This is a genomic window from Bradyrhizobium sp. AUGA SZCCT0431, from assembly GCF_018131065.1.
Lineage (GTDB): Bacteria > Pseudomonadota > Alphaproteobacteria > Rhizobiales > Xanthobacteraceae > Bradyrhizobium.
Window position 1 is genome coordinate 14,057 of sequence record NZ_JAFCLR010000065.1, and the last position, 19,508, is coordinate 33,564.

Annotated in this window: 20 protein-coding genes and 2 pseudogenes; 17 read left to right on the top strand and 5 right to left on the bottom strand. The window is 64.6% G+C overall.

What is annotated here, in order from left to right:
* Nucleotides 1-88: 88 nt before the first annotated feature.
* Complete coding sequence (locus tag JQ567_RS36315; protein WP_212443267.1) at nucleotides 89-865, bottom strand: 16S rRNA (uracil(1498)-N(3))-methyltransferase; 777 nt, start codon at nucleotides 863-865, stop codon at nucleotides 89-91.
* 208 nt (nucleotides 866-1,073) lie between these two features.
* Between JQ567_RS36315 and JQ567_RS36320 the strand changes: the two genes are divergently transcribed.
* Together JQ567_RS36320 and ubiA are read left to right on the top strand one after the other, a co-directional pair.
* Nucleotides 1,074-1,754, top strand: coding sequence for a hypothetical protein (locus JQ567_RS36320; protein ID WP_212443284.1), 681 nt, complete (start codon nucleotides 1,074-1,076; stop codon nucleotides 1,752-1,754).
* 10 nt (nucleotides 1,755-1,764) lie between these two features.
* Nucleotides 1,765-2,700, top strand: a complete 936-nt coding sequence (gene ubiA / locus JQ567_RS36325; RefSeq protein ID WP_212443268.1) for a 4-hydroxybenzoate octaprenyltransferase — start codon at nucleotides 1,765-1,767, stop codon at nucleotides 2,698-2,700.
* Between the two features lie 93 nt (nucleotides 2,701-2,793).
* Here the strand turns inward: ubiA and JQ567_RS36330 are convergent, their stop codons facing one another.
* Both JQ567_RS36330 and JQ567_RS36335 read right to left on the bottom strand, forming a co-directional pair.
* Nucleotides 2,794-3,318, bottom strand: coding sequence for a DUF6101 family protein (locus JQ567_RS36330; RefSeq protein WP_212443269.1), 525 nt, complete (start codon nucleotides 3,316-3,318; stop codon nucleotides 2,794-2,796).
* 87 nt (nucleotides 3,319-3,405) lie between these two features.
* The gene (locus tag JQ567_RS36335; RefSeq protein ID WP_212443285.1) at nucleotides 3,406-3,624 is read right to left on the bottom strand and encodes a hypothetical protein; all 219 of its coding nucleotides are present in this window, start codon (nucleotides 3,622-3,624) and stop codon (nucleotides 3,406-3,408) included.
* On the opposite strand from JQ567_RS36335, the gene JQ567_RS36340 reads away from it, so the two are divergent.
* The 6 genes from JQ567_RS36340 (at nucleotide 3,587) to lpxK (ending at nucleotide 9,212) form a co-directional block, all read left to right on the top strand.
* Nucleotides 3,587-4,993 carry a TldD/PmbA family protein gene (locus tag JQ567_RS36340; protein ID WP_212443270.1) on the top strand — a complete coding sequence of 469 codons (1,407 nt, stop codon included), beginning with the start codon at nucleotides 3,587-3,589 and terminating at the stop codon, nucleotides 4,991-4,993. The two genes, JQ567_RS36335 and JQ567_RS36340, sit on opposite strands and share 38 nt — an antisense overlap.
* Nucleotides 4,980-5,789, top strand: a complete 810-nt coding sequence (locus tag JQ567_RS36345; protein ID WP_212443271.1) for a 3'(2'),5'-bisphosphate nucleotidase CysQ — start codon at nucleotides 4,980-4,982, stop codon at nucleotides 5,787-5,789. The genes JQ567_RS36340 and JQ567_RS36345 overlap by 14 nt, the downstream gene beginning before the upstream one ends.
* 95 nt (nucleotides 5,790-5,884) lie before the next feature.
* Nucleotides 5,885-6,169 (top strand): DUF4170 domain-containing protein, encoded by a 285-nt coding sequence (locus JQ567_RS36350; protein ID WP_212443272.1) that lies wholly within the window; start codon nucleotides 5,885-5,887, stop codon nucleotides 6,167-6,169.
* A complete protein-coding gene (locus JQ567_RS36355) occupies nucleotides 6,166-6,879 on the top strand; it encodes a lysophospholipid acyltransferase family protein (protein ID WP_212292981.1) in 714 nt (237 codons plus the stop codon). The genes JQ567_RS36350 and JQ567_RS36355 overlap by 4 nt, the downstream gene beginning before the upstream one ends.
* Complete coding sequence (locus tag JQ567_RS36360) at nucleotides 6,842-8,182, top strand: 3-deoxy-D-manno-octulosonic acid transferase (RefSeq protein WP_212443273.1); 1,341 nt, start codon at nucleotides 6,842-6,844, stop codon at nucleotides 8,180-8,182. Before JQ567_RS36355 ends, JQ567_RS36360 begins: the two co-directional genes overlap by 38 nt.
* Complete coding sequence (lpxK, locus tag JQ567_RS36365; RefSeq protein ID WP_212443274.1) at nucleotides 8,175-9,212, top strand: tetraacyldisaccharide 4'-kinase; 1,038 nt, start codon at nucleotides 8,175-8,177, stop codon at nucleotides 9,210-9,212. The genes JQ567_RS36360 and lpxK overlap by 8 nt, the downstream gene beginning before the upstream one ends.
* Before the next feature lie 111 nt (nucleotides 9,213-9,323).
* Here the strand turns inward: lpxK and JQ567_RS36370 are convergent, their stop codons facing one another.
* Complete coding sequence (locus tag JQ567_RS36370) at nucleotides 9,324-9,551, bottom strand: DUF2093 domain-containing protein (RefSeq protein WP_212209655.1); 228 nt, start codon at nucleotides 9,549-9,551, stop codon at nucleotides 9,324-9,326.
* Nucleotides 9,552-9,774: 223 nt separating this feature from the next.
* Here JQ567_RS36370 and JQ567_RS36375 point away from each other — a divergent pair, with 223 nt between their 5' ends.
* On the top strand, nucleotides 9,775-10,617 hold the full coding sequence (locus JQ567_RS36375; RefSeq protein ID WP_212443275.1) for a dienelactone hydrolase family protein: 843 nt from the start codon (nucleotides 9,775-9,777) through the stop codon (nucleotides 10,615-10,617).
* A gap of 125 nt (nucleotides 10,618-10,742) precedes the next feature.
* Here the strand turns inward: JQ567_RS36375 and xseA are convergent, their stop codons facing one another.
* Nucleotides 10,743-12,365, bottom strand: a complete 1,623-nt coding sequence (gene xseA, locus JQ567_RS36380; RefSeq protein ID WP_212443276.1) for an exodeoxyribonuclease VII large subunit — start codon at nucleotides 12,363-12,365, stop codon at nucleotides 10,743-10,745.
* A gap of 189 nt (nucleotides 12,366-12,554) precedes the next feature.
* On the opposite strand from xseA, the gene JQ567_RS36385 reads away from it, so the two are divergent.
* The 8 genes and pseudogenes from JQ567_RS36385 to JQ567_RS39150 form a co-directional block, all read left to right on the top strand.
* A complete protein-coding gene (locus JQ567_RS36385; RefSeq protein WP_212443277.1) occupies nucleotides 12,555-13,559 on the top strand; it encodes an alpha/beta hydrolase in 1,005 nt (334 codons plus the stop codon).
* A 21-nt stretch (nucleotides 13,560-13,580) separates the two neighbouring features.
* Nucleotides 13,581-14,132, top strand: a complete 552-nt coding sequence (locus JQ567_RS36390; RefSeq protein ID WP_212443278.1) for a hypothetical protein — start codon at nucleotides 13,581-13,583, stop codon at nucleotides 14,130-14,132.
* Nucleotides 14,133-14,134: 2 nt separating this feature from the next.
* The gene (locus tag JQ567_RS36395; RefSeq protein WP_212443279.1) at nucleotides 14,135-14,434 is read left to right on the top strand and encodes a transcriptional regulator; all 300 of its coding nucleotides are present in this window, start codon (nucleotides 14,135-14,137) and stop codon (nucleotides 14,432-14,434) included.
* 146 nt (nucleotides 14,435-14,580) lie between these two features.
* Nucleotides 14,581-15,855 (top strand): phosphoribosylamine--glycine ligase, encoded by a 1,275-nt coding sequence (purD, locus tag JQ567_RS36400; RefSeq protein ID WP_212443280.1) that lies wholly within the window; start codon nucleotides 14,581-14,583, stop codon nucleotides 15,853-15,855.
* Nucleotides 15,856-15,952: 97 nt separating this feature from the next.
* Nucleotides 15,953-16,795, top strand: coding sequence for an amidohydrolase (locus JQ567_RS36405; RefSeq protein ID WP_212443281.1), 843 nt, complete (start codon nucleotides 15,953-15,955; stop codon nucleotides 16,793-16,795).
* Between the two features lie 240 nt (nucleotides 16,796-17,035).
* A complete protein-coding gene (locus tag JQ567_RS36410; protein ID WP_212443282.1) occupies nucleotides 17,036-17,317 on the top strand; it encodes a hypothetical protein in 282 nt (93 codons plus the stop codon).
* Nucleotides 17,318-17,768: 451 nt separating this feature from the next.
* Nucleotides 17,769-18,413: pseudogene (locus tag JQ567_RS39145) on the top strand (GAF domain-containing protein); the annotation flags it as partial.
* Nucleotides 18,414-18,476: 63 nt separating this feature from the next.
* A pseudogene (locus JQ567_RS39150) lies at nucleotides 18,477-19,274 on the top strand (sensor histidine kinase); the annotation flags it as partial.
* Nucleotides 19,275-19,508 lie beyond the last annotated feature (234 nt).

The following is a 19,508-nucleotide window of genomic DNA, read 5'->3' on the forward strand; positions in this document are numbered from 1 at the left end:
AAGAGGTATCAAGCGTTTGTTGGCGGAGGCCTTAGCATGGCCGGGGCAGGGTTTCGACAGAGATTGGTGTCGTCACTTAACGCGGGGTTCAATGAGGCTTGACGGCCTCGGCTGCCTGACCCGGACCGGCCCAGTCGCCGAGCGCGGCCTGCACCAGTGCCAGCGCCGCGACGCCGGCCGTATCGGCGCGCAAAATTCGGGGGCCGAGCGAAAGCCGCAGCGTTCGCGGCTGGCGCAGCAGCAGCGCGCGCTCTTCCGCGGCAAATCCGCCTTCGGGACCGATCAGGATGTCGATGCCGTCAGCCGTTAACCCGTTTTGCAGCGCCTGCAGCGGCGAGGCGGTTTCCGCCGCCTCGTCGCAGAAAACCAGGAGACGCTCCGGCTGGCGCTGGCTCAGAAACCGATCGAGCGGCATCGGCTCGGCAACATCGGCGAGACTCAGGATGCCGCATTGCTCGGCGGCCTCGATGACATTGGCGCGCATCCGCTCGCCATTGACCCGCGAGACCTGGGTGAAACGCGTCAACACCGGCTGCAGCTTCGAGGCGCCCATCTCGACCGCCTTCTGCACCATGTAGTCGAGCCGGGCGTGTTTTAACGGGGCAAAGACGTAGGCGATGTCGGGCAGGCAATCCTGCGGCCGGTTCTGGATGAGGATCTCAAGGCTGTCGGGCCGCTTCCGCCCGATAATCTGCGCCTGCCATTCGCCGTCGCGGCCGTTGAACACCAATATCGATTCGCCGGCGGAAAGCCGCAGCACATTGCCGAGATAATTGCTCTGATTGCGCTCCAGCATGACCCTTTCGCCCGGGCTCAAGGGGGCATCGACGAACAGGCGAGGGGCACGAAAATCGAGTTCAGGCATCTGTGATTGTTCCGTTTCGTGCCGGTTTTAGCCTAAAGGGTTAGAATCCGGGGACAATTTAATGATTCGGTGCGGCCCAGCGCCGCGCTGCCGCCTAAATCCACGGGTTGTTAAGGGCCGGCAGGAATCGTAAAAAGCCCCGTCGGAATTGTGCTTCGATCGGAAGTCGCCCGGGCCCTGCTGGACCTTTGCCGGAGAAACACCTTTGATAATCCGCCGTCTCATTGTGCCCCTGACGATTGCCGTCGTGACCATTCACGCGGGGCAGGCCTTTGCGCAGAGCGCATTTCCGGCGCCATTGCCCGGACAGGCTGCCCCCGCAAGCAACGCATCGCCGTTCCCGCCGGTGAACGGCGCAGCCCCCGCGGCGTCGGTGGGTGGTCCTTCACCGTTCCCGGCGACCGGGGCCGCCCCTGTGGCGGGCGCGGGCGGGGGCTCGGCATTCGACCGTGGACCGCCACCGCCGCAAGCGGGCGGCGCGGCGGATGCCTGCATGAAGGGGTTCGTCCCCCTGCGCGAGGATGCCGAGAAGCGCGGCAAGCTGATCAAGGCCGCGAGCGATCGCAAGGCGTCGCCGGACGAGGCCTGCAAGCTGATCAGAAATTACAGCGCTGCCGAAATGAAGATGCTCAAATATGTCGAGACCAATTCGGCGAAATGCGGAATTCCGCCGCAGATCGCCGAGCAGCTCAGGAACGGCCACAAGAACACCGAGAAAATGCAGACCCAGGTCTGCACGGTCGCGCAGCAGGGGGCGCAGGCGCAGCGAGCGGCCGCGCCGAGCCTGAGCGAAGCGCTCGGCTCTTCGGCGGCGCTGCCCGAGGCGCAAACCGTGCGGAAGGGCGGCAGCACGTTCGATACGCTGAACGGCAACGTTCTTACGCGATGACCGCCTCCCGATGAGCGACGTCACGACCCGCGTTGCCGATGCCACCGGCAACTGGGTCGATACGCGTGCGCCGTCCTGGTCGCGGCCCTATTTGCGCCTTGCCCGTTTCGACCGACCGATCGGCTCCTGGCTATTGCTGATGCCGTGCTGGTGGTCGGCGGCGCTGGCCGCCGGCATCGCGCGCGACACCAGTCAATTGTGGCTCGTCATCGTGCTGTTCTTCATCGGCGCCTTCGTGATGCGCGGGGCGGGGTGCACCTGGAACGACATCACCGATCGCGACCTCGACGCCAAGGTCGAGCGCACGCGGTCGCGGCCGATCCCGGCCGGGCAGGTGAATGTGCCGCAGGCACTTGCGTGGCTGGTGCTGCAGGCGCTGATCGGGCTTGCGGTGCTGCTGCAGTTCAACCGCTTCGCGATCATGACCGGCATCGCGTCGCTGATCATCGTCGCGGTCTATCCCTTCATGAAGCGCATCACCTGGTGGCCGCAGGTCGTGCTCGGCCTCGCCTTCTCATGGGGCGCCTTGATGGGATTTGCGGTCACGCTGGGCCGGATCGATGTCACCGCGCTCGTGCTCTATGCCGGCTCGATCGCCTGGGTGATCGGCTACGACACCATCTACGCGCATCAGGACGCCGAGGACGACGCGCTGATCGGCGTCAAATCAACCGCGCGTCTGTTCGGCGCGGCGACGCATCGCGCGCTGGTCGTGTTCTATTCACTGGCGGTGGTACTGATCGGCGTGGCGCTGGTGCTGGGCGGGGCGCGATGGCCTGCATGGATCGGGCTGGTCGCATTTGCCGCCCATCTCGTCTGGCAGATCCGGCGGCTCGACATCAGCGATCCCACGCTGTGCAAGCGGATATTTTATTCCAACCGCGATGCGGGGCTGTTGCTGTTTGCGGGCCTGCTGGTGGATGCGGTGATGCGGGCTAATTCGTAGGGTGGGCAAAGGCGCTCTTGCGCCGTGCCCACCATGCATCTCCGAGTATCAATGAAGATGGTGGGCACGCTTCGCTTTGCCCACCCTACAAGCTCAATCCCTTGCGATGATCTCGTGCTCGCCCTGATGAATATTCGCGGGGTTGAGCAAATCGCCGGCGCGGCGGCGCACCAGAAATTTCGGCCGGCGGCCGCGGATCGCATTGTGGCGGCGGCGGCGCCGAGCGGGTTCGCAGGCCTTGTCTTCCGGCAATTGCGGAAGCGCAAAAATCTCGCTCCACATCTGCCAGGCGGAAGTGATCTCCTCAGGCTCGGAACTGACGCCAAGCGGAATGTTAAGCGAGGGATCGCGATGCACCAGCACCAGCATCTGCGCGTCGTCGAGACCGCGCAAAGCCACGCCGAGAAAATCGCTGACGCGAACATTGACGGCCATCTGCATGCCGTGGACGGCACGGCGCAGCACGACGCGTTCGCGGTGAAGTTCGATCTGCCGCACGCCGCCGTCGGCGCGGGTGTCCTGCGCATCGAAGCGGAGCGGAAGGGAAAGAGGGTCGAGCCGCAATGCGCGGCCCGACCCGGCGGGATTGATCCCGCTTGTTGCTGTTTGACGCCTCACGGCTTTAGTCTCCCCGCCGGAATTATGTTCCCGGTCGATGTGTGAGACCTTAGCCGAGCGGTTTCCGTTTCGGCTTAAAAAGGCTGGTTAACCCATGGTCACCGGCGCCGCTTCTGCCCGCATGATTGACAAGACCTTGGCGCGCATGATTGACGAGTCCTTGCTTTGAAGCCGAAAATGATTGGCTTTTGAGGCGTCAAAATGCTTGAAATCCCCGTGAATCAGGCACATCTGATGGGTCGGCCGATTTGCGTCCCAACTCGCTTCAATGTCAGGGATTTTGTTTGTGAACTCTTCACCATCCAAGCCTTCATCTTCCGCGACCTCGGACCTGTTCGACCAATCGGGGCTCTCGACGCTGGCGCAGCGGCTGGTCGAGGCCGCCAAGCGCGCCGGCGCCGATGCGGCTGATGCGGTCGCGGTGCGCGGCGTCAGCCAAGGCGTCGAAGTGCGCGATGGCCGCGTCGAGGAATCCGAGCGCTCGGAAGGCGACGATGTCGGATTGCGCGTGCTGGTCGGACAGCGCCAGGCGGTGGTTTCGACCAACGACATCAGCGGCGATGGTATTTCGAAACTGGCCGAGCGCGCGGTCGCGATGGCGAAGGTCGCGCCCGACGACAAATATGTCGGTCTCGCCGATCCTTCACTCCTGGCACGCGAGTTCGCCGATCTCGACCTGCTCGATCGCACGGTTCCCTCGACCTCCGAACTCGAACGCCGCGCCGTAGAAGCGGAGGCCGCGGCGCTTGCGGTCAAGGGCGTGACGCGATCCGGCGGCGCGTCGGCATCGAGCGGCATCGGCGGCATGGTGCTGGTGACTTCGACCGGGTTCCACGGCTCGTATTTGCGATCGAGCCAGGGCATCTCGATGACGGCGATATCGGGCGAGGGCACCGGGATGGAGCGCGACTACGACTACACGTCGGCGCCGCATGCCTCCGATCTCGCCGCGCCCGAAAGCGTCGGCCGCAAGGCGGGCGAGCGCACGGTGGCGCGCGCCAATCCGCGCAAGGTCGAGACCTGCAAAGTGCCCGTCGTGTTCGATCCGCGGGTCTCCGGATCGCTGGTCGGCCATCTCGTCGGCGCCGTCAACGGCGCTTCGATCGCGCGCAAGACCAGTTTCCTGAAGGACCGCATGGGCGAGCAACTGTTCGCCAAGAACATCCGCATCATCGACGATCCCCTGCGGGTGCGCGGATTGCGTTCGCAGACCTTCGATGCCGAAGGCGTCACGGTGAAGAAGCTCGCGATCATCGACGAGGGCGTGCTGACCTCGTGGCTCCTCGACACCGCGACCGCGCGCGAACTCGGACTGGTCACGACCGGCCATGCGCATCGCGGCGTGTCGTCGTCGCCGTCGCCGGGATCGTACAATCTGCACATGGAGGCCGGCGAGCCGACGCCGGCCGAGTTGATCGCGGATATCAAGCAGGGCTTTTACGTCACCGATTTGATCGGCTCCGGCGTCAACGGCGTCACCGGCGATTACAGCCGCGGCGCGTCCGGCTTCTGGATCGAGAACGGCGAGATCACCTATCCCGTCAGCGAGGTGACGATTGCGGGCCATCTCTTGCCGATCTTCAAGTCGCTGACTGCAGCCAACGATCTGGAATTCCGCTATGGCGTCAATGCGCCGACGGTGCGCATCGAGGGTTTGACGCTTGGCGGACGCTGATACGCTGGACACGACAAAGGCGCGCGACGCCGCGCTGCTGACGGAGACGGTGCGAGAGGCGGGGGCGCTGGCGCTGTCGTTGTTTCGCACTGAATTGAAGAACTGGACCAAGGGCGCCTCGTCGCCGGTGTCGGAAGCCGACATCGCCGTCAACGATCTCGTCGAAAGCCGGCTTCGCGCGGCAACGCCGGACTATGGCTGGCTGTCGGAAGAAAGCGTCGACGACGAGGCGCGCCTCGGCAAGAAACTGGTCTGGATCGTCGATCCCATCGATGGCACCCGCGCCTATCTGGCCGGCCGCGAAGACTGGTGCGTGAGCATTGCGCTGGTGGCCGATGCGACGCCGCTGCTGGCGGCGGTGTTCGCGCCGGCGACCGACGAATTCTTCTTTGCGATGCGTGGGCAGGGCGCCACGCGCAACGGCAGGCGCGTGTTCGCGACCGCGGGCACGGATCTGGATTTTCCCCGCATGGCCGGCCCCAAGCCGCTGGTGCAGCGGCTGAGCCCGTCACCCGATGAGATCACGCTGTTTCCGCGAATCGGTTCATTGGCGCTTCGGCTGTGCCGGGTCGCCGACGGCAGCCTGGACGCCGCTTTTGCGGGCGGTCAGAGCCGCGATTGGGACCTTGCGGCGGCGAATTTGATCGTGCAGGAAGCCGATGGTAGGATGACGGCGCTCTCGGGGGACACGATTGAGTATAATCGCCGGGAGGTGACGCACGGGGTGCTGGTGGCTGCGGGACGTGATCGGCATGCGCGCATTGTCGAGCATTTTCGAATCCGTCCACTGCCCTGAACACGCCGGATCTGCGTCACGGTTCGTCACGCCACTCATCATGCGATACGCCTCAACAACCTTGCTTGCCGGGCACCTCGTTAGGAACAACCATCATGCCAGATAGTGCCCCGCCGCAACTGCTTCATCTCGTCATCGGCGGCGAGTTGACCGATCTCGAACACACGACGTTCAAGGATCTCGACCAGGTCGAGATCGTCGGCGTGTTTCCCAATTACGCCACCGCCCATGCGGCCTGGAAGGCGAAGGCGCAGCAGACCGTGGACAACGCCCATATGCGCTATTTCGTGGTCCACCTCCACCGGCTGCTCGATCCGGGGCAAGACACTAAGCAAGATACCAAGCAGGATACCAAACAAGACGCGAAGCCTGCCCGTTGAAACGATTCCTTCGCGATTTGCTGCGCAGCAGCTGGCTTCAGCGCGCGCTCGGTGTTCTTGCGGCCGAATATCTGCGGCTGGTCTGGCTGACCAACAAGTTCAGCTACGAACCGGCTGACGTCTACGACCAGGTCGAGCCCGTCATGCCGGCGATCCTCGCGTTCTGGCACGGCCAGCATTTCATCACGCCGTTCATCAAGACCAAGGAGAGCCATCGCGCCAAGGTCCTGATCTCGCGGCATCGCGACGGCGAATTCAACGCCATTGCGGCCGAACGGCTCGGCATCGGCACCATCAGGGGTTCCGGCGACCACGGCGGCGCCTTTCACCGCAAGGGTGGCGTCGGCGCGTTCCGCGAGATGGTGCAGGCGCTGGAGCAGGGGTGGAATGTCGCGACCACCGCCGACGTGCCGAAGCGGGCGCGGGTAGTGGGCCTCGGCCTCATCATGCTGGCGCGGGAGTCCGGGCGGCCGATTCTCCCCTTTGCGATGGTGACCAGCCGGTTCATCCGGCTGAAAAATTGGGACTCTTCCACCATCAATTTGCCATTCGGCAGGGGTGCCGTGGTAGGCATTGATGCGGTTTTTGTGCCGCCGGACGCCGACGCAGAGACCATGGAAAAACTGCGCCAACAGGTAGAGACTTATCTGAACGAAGCGACCCGTCGCGCCTATGCGGCTGTCGGTCGTCCGGAGGCCGCCCTTGGTTAATTCGCTGCCGCTGCCGATGACGTTGCGCGTCTACCGGAGCCTGTCGTCCGCGATGGTGCCGCTGGCGCCTGCGTTCATCAACCGGCGGCTGAAGCTCGGCAAGGAAGATCCGGCGCGCGTCAGTGAGCGCCGCGGCGTGAGCGCCGATGTTCGCCCGGTCGGGCCGCTGGTGTGGATTCACGGCGCCAGCGTCGGCGAGGTGCTGGCCTCGGCAGCGCTGGTCGAGCAGCTGCGGGCGCTGAACCTGCGCATCCTCCTCACCTCGGGCACGGTGACCTCGGCGGCGGTCGTCGCCAAGCGGTTTCCGCCCGACGTCATCCATCAATATGTCCCCTACGACTCGCCGCGCTATGTCGCGCGGTTTCTCGACCATTGGCGTCCGTCGCTGGCGCTGTTCATCGAATCCGACCTGTGGCCGAATTTGATCCTGTCGAGCGCGGCGCGCCGCGTGCCGATGGTGCTGATCAACGGCCGCATGTCGCCTCGCTCGTTTCCGCGCTGGCGGCGTGTCTCCGGCACCATCTCGGCGCTGCTCGGCCGGTTCGAACTGTGCCTCGCGCAGTCGGAAACCGATGCCGACAGGTTTTCGACGCTTGGCTGCCCCAACGTCGTGACGACAGGCAATCTGAAGCTCGACGTTCCAGCACCACCGGCGGATCAAGCCAAGCTGGAGCGGCTGATGGCGATGACGCGCGGCCGTCCGGTCGTCATCGCCGCCTCCACCCATCCCGGCGAGGACGAGATGCTGGCGGAGGCGCACAAGACGCTCGCCGGATTCTTTCCGAACCTTTTGACCGTGATCGTGCCGCGGCATCCCGACCGCGGCGAGGCGATCGCGCGCATGGTCGAGGCGTCGGGCCTGCACGCGTCGTTGCGTTCGCGCGAGGAACTCCCGACCGCAGCAACCGACATCTATGTCGCCGACACCATGGGCGAACTCGGGTTGTTCTACCGATTGTCGCCGATCGTGTTCATGGGCGGATCGCTGGTCGAGCATGGCGGACAAAATCCGATTGAGGCGGTCAAGCTCGGCGCCTCGATCGTCCATGGCCCGCACGTCTTCAATTTCGGCGACGTCTATGAGGCGCTCGATCAGGCCGGCGGCGCGCGAAAAGCCGACACCCAGGAGGCCCTGGTCAAGCAACTCGGTCAGCTGCTCGCCGATCCCAGGGCGCGCGAAATATCGCTCAAAGCCTCCGAGCGCGTGGTCGAACAGCTCGGCGGCGCTCTGGATCGCACGATGATCGCCCTCGAGCCGTATCTGTTGCAGCTGCGGCTCGAAATGGGAGCCGCGAATGCGTGAGCCGCGCTTCTGGCACGGCCCGCCTTCCCTCAAATCCGATCTATTGACACCGCTCGCCGCCCTCTACGGCGCCATCGCCGCGAAACGGATGCAGCGCGAGGGGCTGGATGCCGGCGTCCCCGTTATTTGTATCGGCAATTATCACGTCGGCGGCGCCGGCAAGACGCCGACCGTGCTGGCGCTGGCGAAGCTGCTCCGCGAGCTCGGTGAAACGCCTGTGGTGCTCAGCCGCGGCTATGGCGGAAAATTGCGCGGGCCAGTGCGGGTCGATCCGGAGCGGCATGCCGCCGCCGATGTCGGCGACGAACCGCTGATGCTGGCGGCGACGCTGCCGGTGGTGGTCTCGCGCCAGCGCGCCGACGGCGTTCCGCTGGCGCGTTCGCTGGCGGCGTCCGTGATCCTGATGGATGACGGTTTCCAGAGCCCGGCTGTCGCCAAGGACGCCTCGCTGATCGTGATCGACGCCGGCCGTGGCCTTGGCAACGGACAGGTGTTTCCCGCCGGTCCCCTGCGTGCGCCGTTATCGCCGCAAATGGCGCGCACTGATGCGCTCATCATCGTCGGCAACGGCAAGGCGGCGGACGGCGTCGCGGCCGATATCGCCGCGCAGGACAAGCCGGTGCTGCGCGCGCGCCTTGTGCCGAACCAGGATTCGGTGGCTTCGCTGCGCGGCAAGCGCGTGCTGGCCTTCGCCGGCATCGGCGATCCCGCGCGGTTCTTCGGCACGCTGACGGCAAGCGGCGTTGACGTGGTCCGGCAGCACGCCTTCGCCGATCACCACGCGTTCTCCAGCGCCGAGATCGACAGCCTGATCGCCGAGGCCGGCCGCGACGCGCTGACGCTGGTGACGACGGAAAAGGATCTGGCGCGGCTGAGAGTAGGCGGCGGATTGCCGGATTGGGCGACAGCGATCGTACCGTTCGCGGTGACGCTGGAGTTTGAGGATCGCGCGAAGCTGAAGAGGTTCGTGACCGATCAACTTTTCAAGGCGCGCGAGAGAAAAATTCGCACCGCGTCGTCCCGGGCTTGACCCGGGACCCATACTCCGCGGCGGTTGTGATTGAAGAGGGTATCTAACGCCAGCGCCTCACCGATGGGCTGCGGCGTATGGGTCCCGGCGTTCGCCGGGACGACCAAAAATTCAACCCTGCGTCTTCAGCGCGCCGGGAAAATGCCGCTGCAGCACGGCTGATGGCACCGAATAGGCTTCCTGCAGATCGACGCTCCAGTATTTCAACTCGTCGAGCGGGATCCGCACATCCGATATGGCGCAGCGCACATAGGTTCCCGGCGAGACCACGCGGAAATCGCCATCCAGATATTGCACCTGCGCTTCGCCATGTCCCGAGGGACCGAATTTATTCAGCACCGTCAACTCTCCGACAGGTCGGCCAATTCACAGGGCCGACTAAAGTGTATTTTCCAAATCCGATTTATCACAGATAGGTTGGGCTGTCCGCTCCCGAAACCCACCCGCAAAAAGCCACCTGCAAAAAACCACCTGATTGTGATGAATTTTTGCCGATTGCGCGTGATAACCTCCTGATTATGTTCGCTTTGCCCCGAGCGCCATTTTGACCCGGCGAAATCAGATGCGCCCAGCGACGCTGCTATTCCTGACGCTGTTTGCCGCGGCCTGCGCTACCGTGCCGCTTGCCGCTTCGGCCGCGCCATTACCGGCTCCCAGGCAGGTCGATATCCCCGCGCCAAAGCTCAACTTGCACGCCCAGCTCTACAAGCCTGACGGTGACGGGCCGTTTCCCACCGTGATCGCGCTGCATGGCTGCGGCGGGCTGAGTGGGCATTCCGAGCCGGTATTGCCGCGCTACCGCGACTGGGTCGAACAGCTATTGAAGGCGGGACACGCGGTCGTGCTGCCGGACAGTTACGGCTCGCGCGAACTCGGCCCGCAATGCCGCGACAAGGAGCGCCGCGTGCTGGCGCGCCGCGAGCGGGTGGCCGATATCGTGGCGACGCGGCGATGGCTGGCGCAGCAGGCCTGGGTGGCGCAGGATCGCGTCAGCCTGATGGGATGGGCGAACGGGGCCAGCGCCCTGTTGTGGGCGGTGCGTCCGCAAGCCTGGCGCAATGACGGGCCGGATTTCCGCTCGGCAGTCGCCTTCTATCCGGATTGCCGGATTTCCGCCGGCCTCGGCTGGAGCGCGCGGGTGCCGACGCTGCTGCTGATCGGCGCCAAGGACGACGTCAGTTCGCCATCGGCCTGCCGCCAGATGGTGGAGGGCGCCCGCGGCCGCAGCGCGCTGGCGCGGATCGAAATCTACCCCGGCGCGCCGCACGATTTCGACCGCGCCAACCTGCCGCTCCGTGCGCTCGGCGGCGGCGACGCCGGCCAGCCGGAACGCGGCCACATCGGCACCGACGCTGAGGCGCGCATCGATTCGCAAAAGCGCGTGGCGGAATGGCTGGCGCGGTGATGGTGGCAGGCAACATTCATCGTCATGGCCGGGCTTGTCCCGGCAATCCACGTCTTCTTTCTTAATTCCGCTAAGTCGTGGATGCCCGGGACAAGCCCGGGCATGACGGCGAGAGAAATTGTCGACTAAAACAAACTGCCCTGATCGACCGGCTTGACTGCGCGCTTGGGCGCAAGCGTCTTGGTTTCCCGCCGGGCAAGGGTCGGCTGGCTGGTCGGCGCTGACGTTGCCGCCGGCCGGTCCGCATCCGCCGTCGCCGCGACGCGGCCGTCGGCGAACTCGATCGACAGGGGCGCGCCGGGGCCGATCGAGGCGGCGGCATGCACGGCGTGGCCGTGTTCGTCGCGGACCAGGGCAAACCCGCGCGCCAGCACGCCGCGATACGACAGCGCCGACAGCAACTGGCCGCTATGGGCGACGCGGGCCTCACACCGCTGCATCGCGGTCACCAGCGCGCGGCGCGCGCGCTCGGCTAATCTTAGCGTGCGTTCGCGGTCGCGCGCGATCGCGTTGCGCTGTGCCTGGGCGTTGGACAGTTTTGACGCCTTCAGCCTGACCTCAAGCCCGGCAAAGCGATCGCGCCGGTTGCGTAAGAGGGCGCGCGCGGAAAGCGTGATGCGCTCGCCGGAGACGATGAGGCGCTGCCTGGCGTGAGCGACCTGTCCGCGCAGCACCTTCAATGTCAAGCCGGCGCTGAGCTGCGAGAAGCGGCGATGATGCGCGTTGGTGTTGGCTTTCAAGCCGCGGGGCAGGGCGCTACCTGCGCTGTCCAGCCGCTGCCGCGGGATCGCCAATAATTCGCTGGCCGCGGGCAAGGCGCGGGCCGCGGCGCGCAATTCATTGCGGCGGCTTTCCTGGCCGCGCAGCCAGCACACCATGGTGCGGCGCGCCAACCCTGCGACCTCGACCAGCAATTCGCTGCGCACCGGCACGGCCATTTCGGCGGCCGCCGTCGGCGTCGGCGCGCGCTTGTCGGCGGCGAAATCGATCAGCGTGATGTCGGTCTCGTGGCCGACCGCCGAGATCAGCGGGATCATGCTTTCGGCCGCGGCGCGAACCACGATCTCCTCGTTGAACGACCAGAGGTCTTCCAGCGAGCCGCCGCCGCGCGCGACGATCAGCAGATCCGGTCGCGGAATTTTGCCACCCTCGGGCAGCGCATTGAAGCCGCGGATCGCCGCCGCAACCTGCTCGGCCGAGCCTTCGCCCTGGACCTTCACCGGCCACACCAGCACGCGGCGCGGAAACCGATCCTGCAATCGATGCAGGATGTCGCGGATCACGGCGCCGGTCGGCGAGGTCACGATGCCGATCACTTCCGGCAGCCATGGCAATAATTGCTTGCGCGCTTCGTCGAACAGGCCTTCGGCCGCGAGCTTCTTCTTGCGCTCTTCCACCAGTGCCATCAGCGCGCCGATGCCGGCGGGCTCGATGGCTTCGATCACGATCTGGTATTTCGACGAGCCCGGATAGGTCGTGAGCTTGCCGGTCGCGATGATCTCGAGGCCTTCCTGCGGCTTGAATCGCATTCGGGAATGCACGCCCTTCCAGATCACGGCCTCGATCTTGGCGCTCTCGTCCTTGAGCGCGAAATAGCAGTGTCCGGAGGAATGCGGCCCGCGGAAGCCGGAGATTTCGCCGCGCACCCGGACATGGCCATAGGCGTCCTCCACCGTTCGCTTCAGGGCGGAGGAGAGTTCCGAGACGGTGAATTCGGGCGCGTTGATCAGGTTTTCCGCTGGCGGCATCGGCAATCGATTCGGGGTTTTGGGGCTTTCGCGCAAGGTAGGGACTTTTGCTTATCCCCGCCAATCCAAGTTCTTCCACCAAGTTCTCCCGCAGGGGCTCCGTCAAGTTCCCGCCATTTCGCGTCTTGCGGAACTTCTTACTCTGTAATACAGAGTTCTCTATAGTATCGAAATTGGCGGAGAACGAGCATGCTTGGACGACTGGTGCGTGGCGGTTTCAGCGCCGTGAAATGGGCCCTGTGCGCGGTCGGGGCGGCGGCGCTGCTGATGACCGCCATGGTCGCGACGCCGCTGCAGCGCCCCCCGCATCTCGCCTCGATCTCCGACACCGCGCGCGCGGTGGATCGCAGCACCTTGCCCCGGATTGAGGTTTTTCAAGCCCGCGACGGCACCGGGCTGGCGTACCGCCACTATCCCGCCCGCGCGGCCTCGACCGGACGGGCCGCGATCCTGATCCACGGCTCCTCCGGCTCCAGCGTCGCCATTCACGCCCTGGCGGACGCGCTGGCGGCGCGTGGGGTCGAGAGCTTTGCGGTCGATATCAGGGGCCACGGCGCCTCGGGCACGCGCGGCGATATCGGCTATCTCGGTCAGCTCGAAGACGATCTCGCCGATTTCGTCACCCAGGTTCGCACCAAAGCGCCATCGGCGCCGTTGACGTTGATCGGCCACTCCGCCGGCGGCGGCTTTGCGCTGCGGGTCGCGGCTTCGCCGATCGAGAACCTGTTTTCGCGCACCATCCTGCTTGCGCCCTATCTCGGCTACGACGCCCCGACCAACCGGCCGAATTCGGGCGGCTGGGCCAGCCCCGATCTGCCGCGCATCATCGCTTTGCGGGTGTTGCGCGAGATTGGCATTACCTGCTGCGACGCGCTGCCGGTGCTCGCCTTCGCGGTGCCGCCGAATTCGGAAAAATCCCTCACCGCCACCTATTCCGCCCGGCTGCTGCGCAACTTTGCGACGTCAGCCTATCGCAGCGATCTGGCGGCGGCGAAGATGCCCATTACCGTCTTCTCCGGCGCCGACGATGAATTGATGCTGTCGGACAAATATGCCGAAGCCATCCATGCCGTTAAGCCGTCGATCGATGTCAAGCTGATCGAGGGCGTCAATCACATGGCGATCGTCAGCGCGCCGAAGGCGATATCCGTGATCGCCGACGACGTCGCCACGCGGGGCATGGCGGGCTCGTAACCGCGACCGAGGGGAGGCGACATGATCGACAGCCAGCAAGCTTCCGAGGCGCTCGCCGACATCAACGAGATCGCGCGCCGCGTCCGTCAATCGACCATCTACAACCTCAGCAGTCAGATGCTGATCATGTGGGGCGCGCTGGTGTTTGCCGCCAACATGGCGTCATTCCTGTGGCCGCGCAGTGGCGCCTATATCTGGCTCGCCGTCGATGCGCTGGGCATTGCCGGTTCGTTCGCAATCAGCGCCTACGGCTACCCGAACACGAAAATTCGCGCCTTCGACATGCGGATGTTCGCTGCCTCCCTGCTGATCCTTGCATTCGGTATATTCTGCTGTTGGCTAGGTCGGTTCACCCCGCGCCAGATCGGGACGTTTTGGCCGATCTACTTCATGCTGTTCTACACCATCGCCGGACTGTGGTTTGGACGCGCCTATGTCGTCATCGGCCTCGGTATCACTGCACTCACGCTGATAGGTCATTTCTTCTTCATCGACGACTGGTTCAAGCCGTGGATGGCGGTCGTCAACGGGGGCGGGCTCATCCTGGGCGGCCTCTGGATGCGCCGGGAATAGCGATGGCCGGGCTCGACGACATCATCCACCAGCCGCTGCGCTTGCGAATCATGGCCGCCCTGAACGCGCTGCCGCCGGCCACCGGGCACGAATTCGCCAAGCTGAAAAAGCTGACCGGCGCCACCGACGGCAATCTCGGCGCCCATATCGAGACGCTGTCGAAGGCCGGCTATGTCGCTGTCGACAAGGCCTTTGTCGGCAAGAAGCCGCGGACCACGGTGACCGCGACCGCCGCCGGCCGCGGCGCCTTCGCCCGCCATGTCGCGATGCTGCAGGAAATCATCGCGGGGTCGGGAAGGTGAAGATCGTCCGGGGCGCTCGCAACGCGAGCGAACCTCAGATGCGCAATTGCGCATCGGGGAATGACAGGGGCTGTTGATACCCCCTTGCAGACGGCGGGAGATTCGTGCGACCGACTGGCCATCGGTTCCCACATCTGGCTCCAGTCATGAACATCCTCCTGCTCGGTTCCGGCGGCCGCGAACACGCTCTGGCATGGAAGATCGCCGCGTCCCCGCTGCTCACCACATTGTGGTGCGCGCCGGGCAATGCCGGCATCGCCAAGGATGCCGAATGCGTCACGCTCGACATCACCGACCATCCGGCCGTGGTTGATTTCTGCAGGGACAACAAGGTGGATTTCGTCGTGGTCGGCCCTGATGCGCCGATCGCCGCCGGGATCGTCGACGATCTCAACGCCGCCGGCTTCAAGGCGTTCGGGCCCACCCAGGCCGCGGGCAGGCTGGAGAGCTCGAAAACCTTCACCAAGAATCTCTGCCGCGACAACAACATTCCGACCGCGGCCTATGAGCATTTCACCGAGGCCGAAAACGCAAAGGCCTATATCCGCAAGCAGGGCGCGCCGATCGTGATCAAGGCCGACGGCCTGGCCGCCGGCAAGGGCGTCGTCGTGGCGATGAGCGAAGCCGAGGCGCTTGACGCCGTCGACATGATGTTCGGCGGCGGTTTCGGCGAGGCGGGCGCCGAGGTCGTGGTCGAGGAATTCATGGTGGGCGAGGAGGCCTCGTTCTTTGCGCTGTGCGATGGCGAGCACGCGCTGCCGCTGGCGACCGCGCAGGACCACAAGCGCGCCTTCGACGGCGACCAGGGGCCGAACACCGGCGGCATGGGCGCCTATTCGCCGGCGCCGGTCATGACGGAGGCGATGTGCGCGCGCGTCATGGAGGAGATGATCCATCCGACGCTGCGCGCGATGAAGGCGATGGGATCGCCCTACAAGGGCGTGCTCTTTGCCGGCGTGATGGTGACCAAGGACGGCCCGAAACTCGTCGAATACAACGCCCGCTTCGGTGATCCCGAAACCCAGGTGCTGATGATGCGGATGATGTCGGATCTGTTGCCGGCGCTGATCGCCAGCGCCGACGGCCAATTGAAGCATTTCAGCCTGCGCTGGTTCGACGATGTGGCGCTGACCGTGATCATGGCGACCAGGGGTTATCCCGGCCGCTATGGCAAGGGCTCGGTGATCTCTGGTCTCGACGACGCCGCAAAAGTCGAGGGCGTCGAAATCTTCCACGCCGGGACGATCGAGAAAGACGGAAAAATTCTCGCCAGCGGCGGCCGCGTGCTGAACGTCTGCGCCATGGGAACGACGGTGACCGAGGCGCAGCAGCGCGCCTATGCGGCCGTCGATCGCATCAACTGGCCGGAAGGCTTTTGCCGCCGCGACATCGGCTGGCAGGCGGTGGCGCGGGAGCACTGACAGCACCTGCAATCCGCGCAACGCTTCCCCGCGCTTTGGCCCACTGGACACGCATCTGCTGCGCTGTCCAAAATCGCCAAAACGGAGGAACTGCCCGATGGCGATTATCGATTCCCAGGTTCACGCCTATGAGGCGAACACACCGAAGCGGCCCTGGGACACGGTGCCGAACTGGCCCGATCACGTCACCGGTGACGAGATGGTGGCGGCGATGGACAAGGTCGGCGTCGATGGCGCGATCTTCATCTCGGCCTTTTCGATGTACCGCTACGACGCCAGCTATGCCGTGGAGGTGGCGCGCGCCCATCCTGGCCGGCTCGCCATCGTCAAGCCGGTCGATCCGGATGATCCCAACGTGGCCGATGTCGTCGCCGACTGGAAGAAGACACCGGGCGCTGTCGGAATCCGCATCATGCTGCGGAAGGATTCCGGGCGCGCGCCTGATGACCCTGGACTCGACCGTATCCTGCGCGCGGCCGTCCGCCATGATTTTCCGGTCAACATCCTGTGCTGGGACAATCTCGACGCCGGCACTGCGGTCATCGATCGCCATCCCGACGTCAGGTTCATTGTCGATCATCTCGGCATCCTGCAGCCGCGCGTGCCGCCCGCGCCGCCGCAGCCCTGGGCCGAACTGCCGAAGGTGCTGGCGCTCGCCAGGCGCAAGAATGCCGTGATCAAGGTCAGCGGCGCCTGCACGCTGTCCCGCGAGCCGTATCCGTATCCCGACATCTGGGATCCGCTGGCCCGCGTGTTTGAGGCCTGGGGTTTCGACCGCTGCCTGTGGGGCACCGACTGGACCCGCGCCTTCGCCGTCGTCAATTACGAGCAGGCCGTCACGCCCTTCCTCAAGACGGATCGCCTCAGCGAGACCGAGCGGGCGATGCTGATGGGCGGTGCCTGCGCCAAGGCTTATGGCTGGTCACCGAAGAAAAATTAGCTCGCGGCAATCGAGTTCGCTCCGGCCATGTCTGGCAGAACCTGAGCAAGTGGTCGTGGCTCAGGGCTCGATCCAAAACTCCAGGCGCCGGCCGCCGACTACGTTCGCAATTTCAGCGCGTGTATGAACCCATTCACACGCCCGTGAATTTATTGGCGGTGCGGGCACCGACGAAAACAATGGATGTCGTGATAGTCTCGGACCCTGCGGGGGGCTCCCAGATACATGGAGGTCAGTCAGATGAGTCCGGCCAACACAAGCAGCCAAAGCATGCTGAGCGAACAACAGATCAAGGCGATACAAGCCGCCATCCAAACCTCAATTGGAGGAATACTCAAAGTACTTCTTAAGGAAGAACCGAAAGAAGTGAGGTCGGACATAATACTCTTTCCGAAAGGCGTGGACTTGATCAATGTTGAAGCAAAGATTGGCATTCCAAACGCGCCGCTGTTTGATTTTAGTTTGAAGATCGCCGGCCCCGGCGCCCACGCAGCCGAGGACGTGCCTCCAACAGGGACATAGCAGCCGGTTTCGCAACTTGAGGCCCAGTCCATGCGGCCGGTTACGAGCGCGATATTTTCGGCGAGACCGAGATAGCGAGGCAGTCTTGACTGGAAAACCGGGACGCTCGTAGCTGGCTACACCGAGTGGGCCATTGTGATGGGCGGTGCTTGCGCCACGGCTTATGGCTGGTCACCGAACAAAGGCTAGCGCATTGAACAGGGGCGCGGCCCTAGCCCGGGGATTGCCTCTCATTGACCATGGAAAGAACCGTACCGGCGAGATCGGCGGGGGAATCCACCAGCTGGTCCGCGCCGGCCGTCTCAAGTTCGCCGGGTCATTCACGGCAAGGCAATGCAGCGGCAAGTCCAGCCATGTCGCGTTGATGTCTCATCCGGCGCAGCCACCGTCCCCATTTCCCGTTACTAGCCTAAGCCGATGCGATGGCTTATCTTAAGGCCCGGGGCAGGCAATGACACCACGTTCTGCAGCAGGCGGCGGATCGAAAAAGCCGCAAAGCCGTACGGCGAAGCCGCGAAAGCGGAGCGTTGCGCCAAAGCTGGCGCGCGTCTTAAGGTCAGCGAAAACGGACGTCGAAAATCCGGCGCAAACCGAAGTCGAACAACTTGCCCTCGAACTTCAGCAAGCCAGAGAGCGCCAGGCCGCGACATCCGAGGTCCTGAGCCTTATTGCCGACGCGCCGACCGATCTTGCGCCGGTGTTCGACCGGATCGTCAGGAACGCAGCGCGGCTCTGCCAGAGCGTGCTGAGCGCCGTCTACCGCCGGGACGGGGACCACGTTCACCTGGTCGCGCACGATCAGTTTTCTGCGGCATCGGTAGCGGCGGTGCGCAAAGCCTATCCGGCTCCGCTCACCAGCAAGAATCTGATCTCGGTGGCGATCCGCGAGCGGCGCGTCGTGCATGAGCCGGATGTGCTGGTCTCCGGCGGTTACAGCGAACTGCAGAAGACATCGGGCTATCGCAGCATCCTGATCGTGCCGATGCTGCGCGACGAGGTCGCGATCGGCGCGATCGCGGTGATGCGGCTGGAGCCGCAATTATTCCCCAAGGCGCAGGTTGAGCTGCTGAAAACCTTTGCCGGGCAGGCGGTCATCGCCATCGAGAACACGCGGCTGTTCACCGAGTTGCAGGAACGCAGCCGGCAGCTGTCGCAATCGCTTGACGATCTCCGCGCCGCGCAGGGCAGTCTGGTACAGACCGAGAAATTGGCTGCGCTGGGACGGCTGGTGGCGGGCGTCGCGCACGAGATCAATACCCCCGTCGGCACCAGCCTCACCGTGGCCTCGGCATTGATCAACAAGACCAAACGATTTGAAGCCGATGTCGCCAAGGGCGACGTGCGCCGCTCGACCCTGACGGAGTTCATTGCGGCCAGCCGCGAGGCGGCGTCGCAGATCATGTTCAATCTTGGCAACGCGGTCGAGCTGATCCAGTCGTTCAAGCAGGTTGCCGCCGATCGCAACGTTTCGGACCGCAGGCGCTTCGATCTCGGCGAGGTGACCGAGCAGGTCGTCAGGGGATTACGGTACGGGCTGCGAGGTCAAAATCTGACGGTCGCCGTCGAATGCGAACCCGATCTTGCCATGAACAGCTATCCCGGACCTTACGGCCAGGTGCTCACCAATCTGGTTCTCAATTCCGCGGCACACGCCTTCCCGGACGGCGGCGGGGGATCGGTCCATATTGCGGTGCAGGCATCGGGCAAGGGCAATGTCGAGGTGCTGTTTTCAGACGACGGCTGCGGCATGAGCCCGGAGGTCAAGCGCCAGGTGTTCGACCCGTTTTTCACGACCCGGCGCGACCAGGGCAACACCGGCCTCGGGTTGCACATCGTGCACAACATCGTGACCAATCGTCTGGGCGGCCGGATTCATCTGGAAACCAAGCCCGGTGCCGGAACGAAAATCCAGATCATCTTGCCGCGCGAAGCGCCGCGGGAGTCGCCGGCGGAATGATGCGGCGAGATCGCAAGCCCGTGTTTGCGATGACCCATCCACGTCGTCCCGGCCTTGAGCCGGGACCCATACGCCGCGGCCCATCGGCGAGAGCGCAGGTCTTGGACACCTTCTGCAAACAATGAGGGCCGCAGCGTATGGGTCCCGGCGTTCGCCCTAGGTGGCGTGGACACTTATCGCATCCATAAGACGATGGCGGCGACAGTGACGATGGCAAGGTAATTTCGGGCTGTC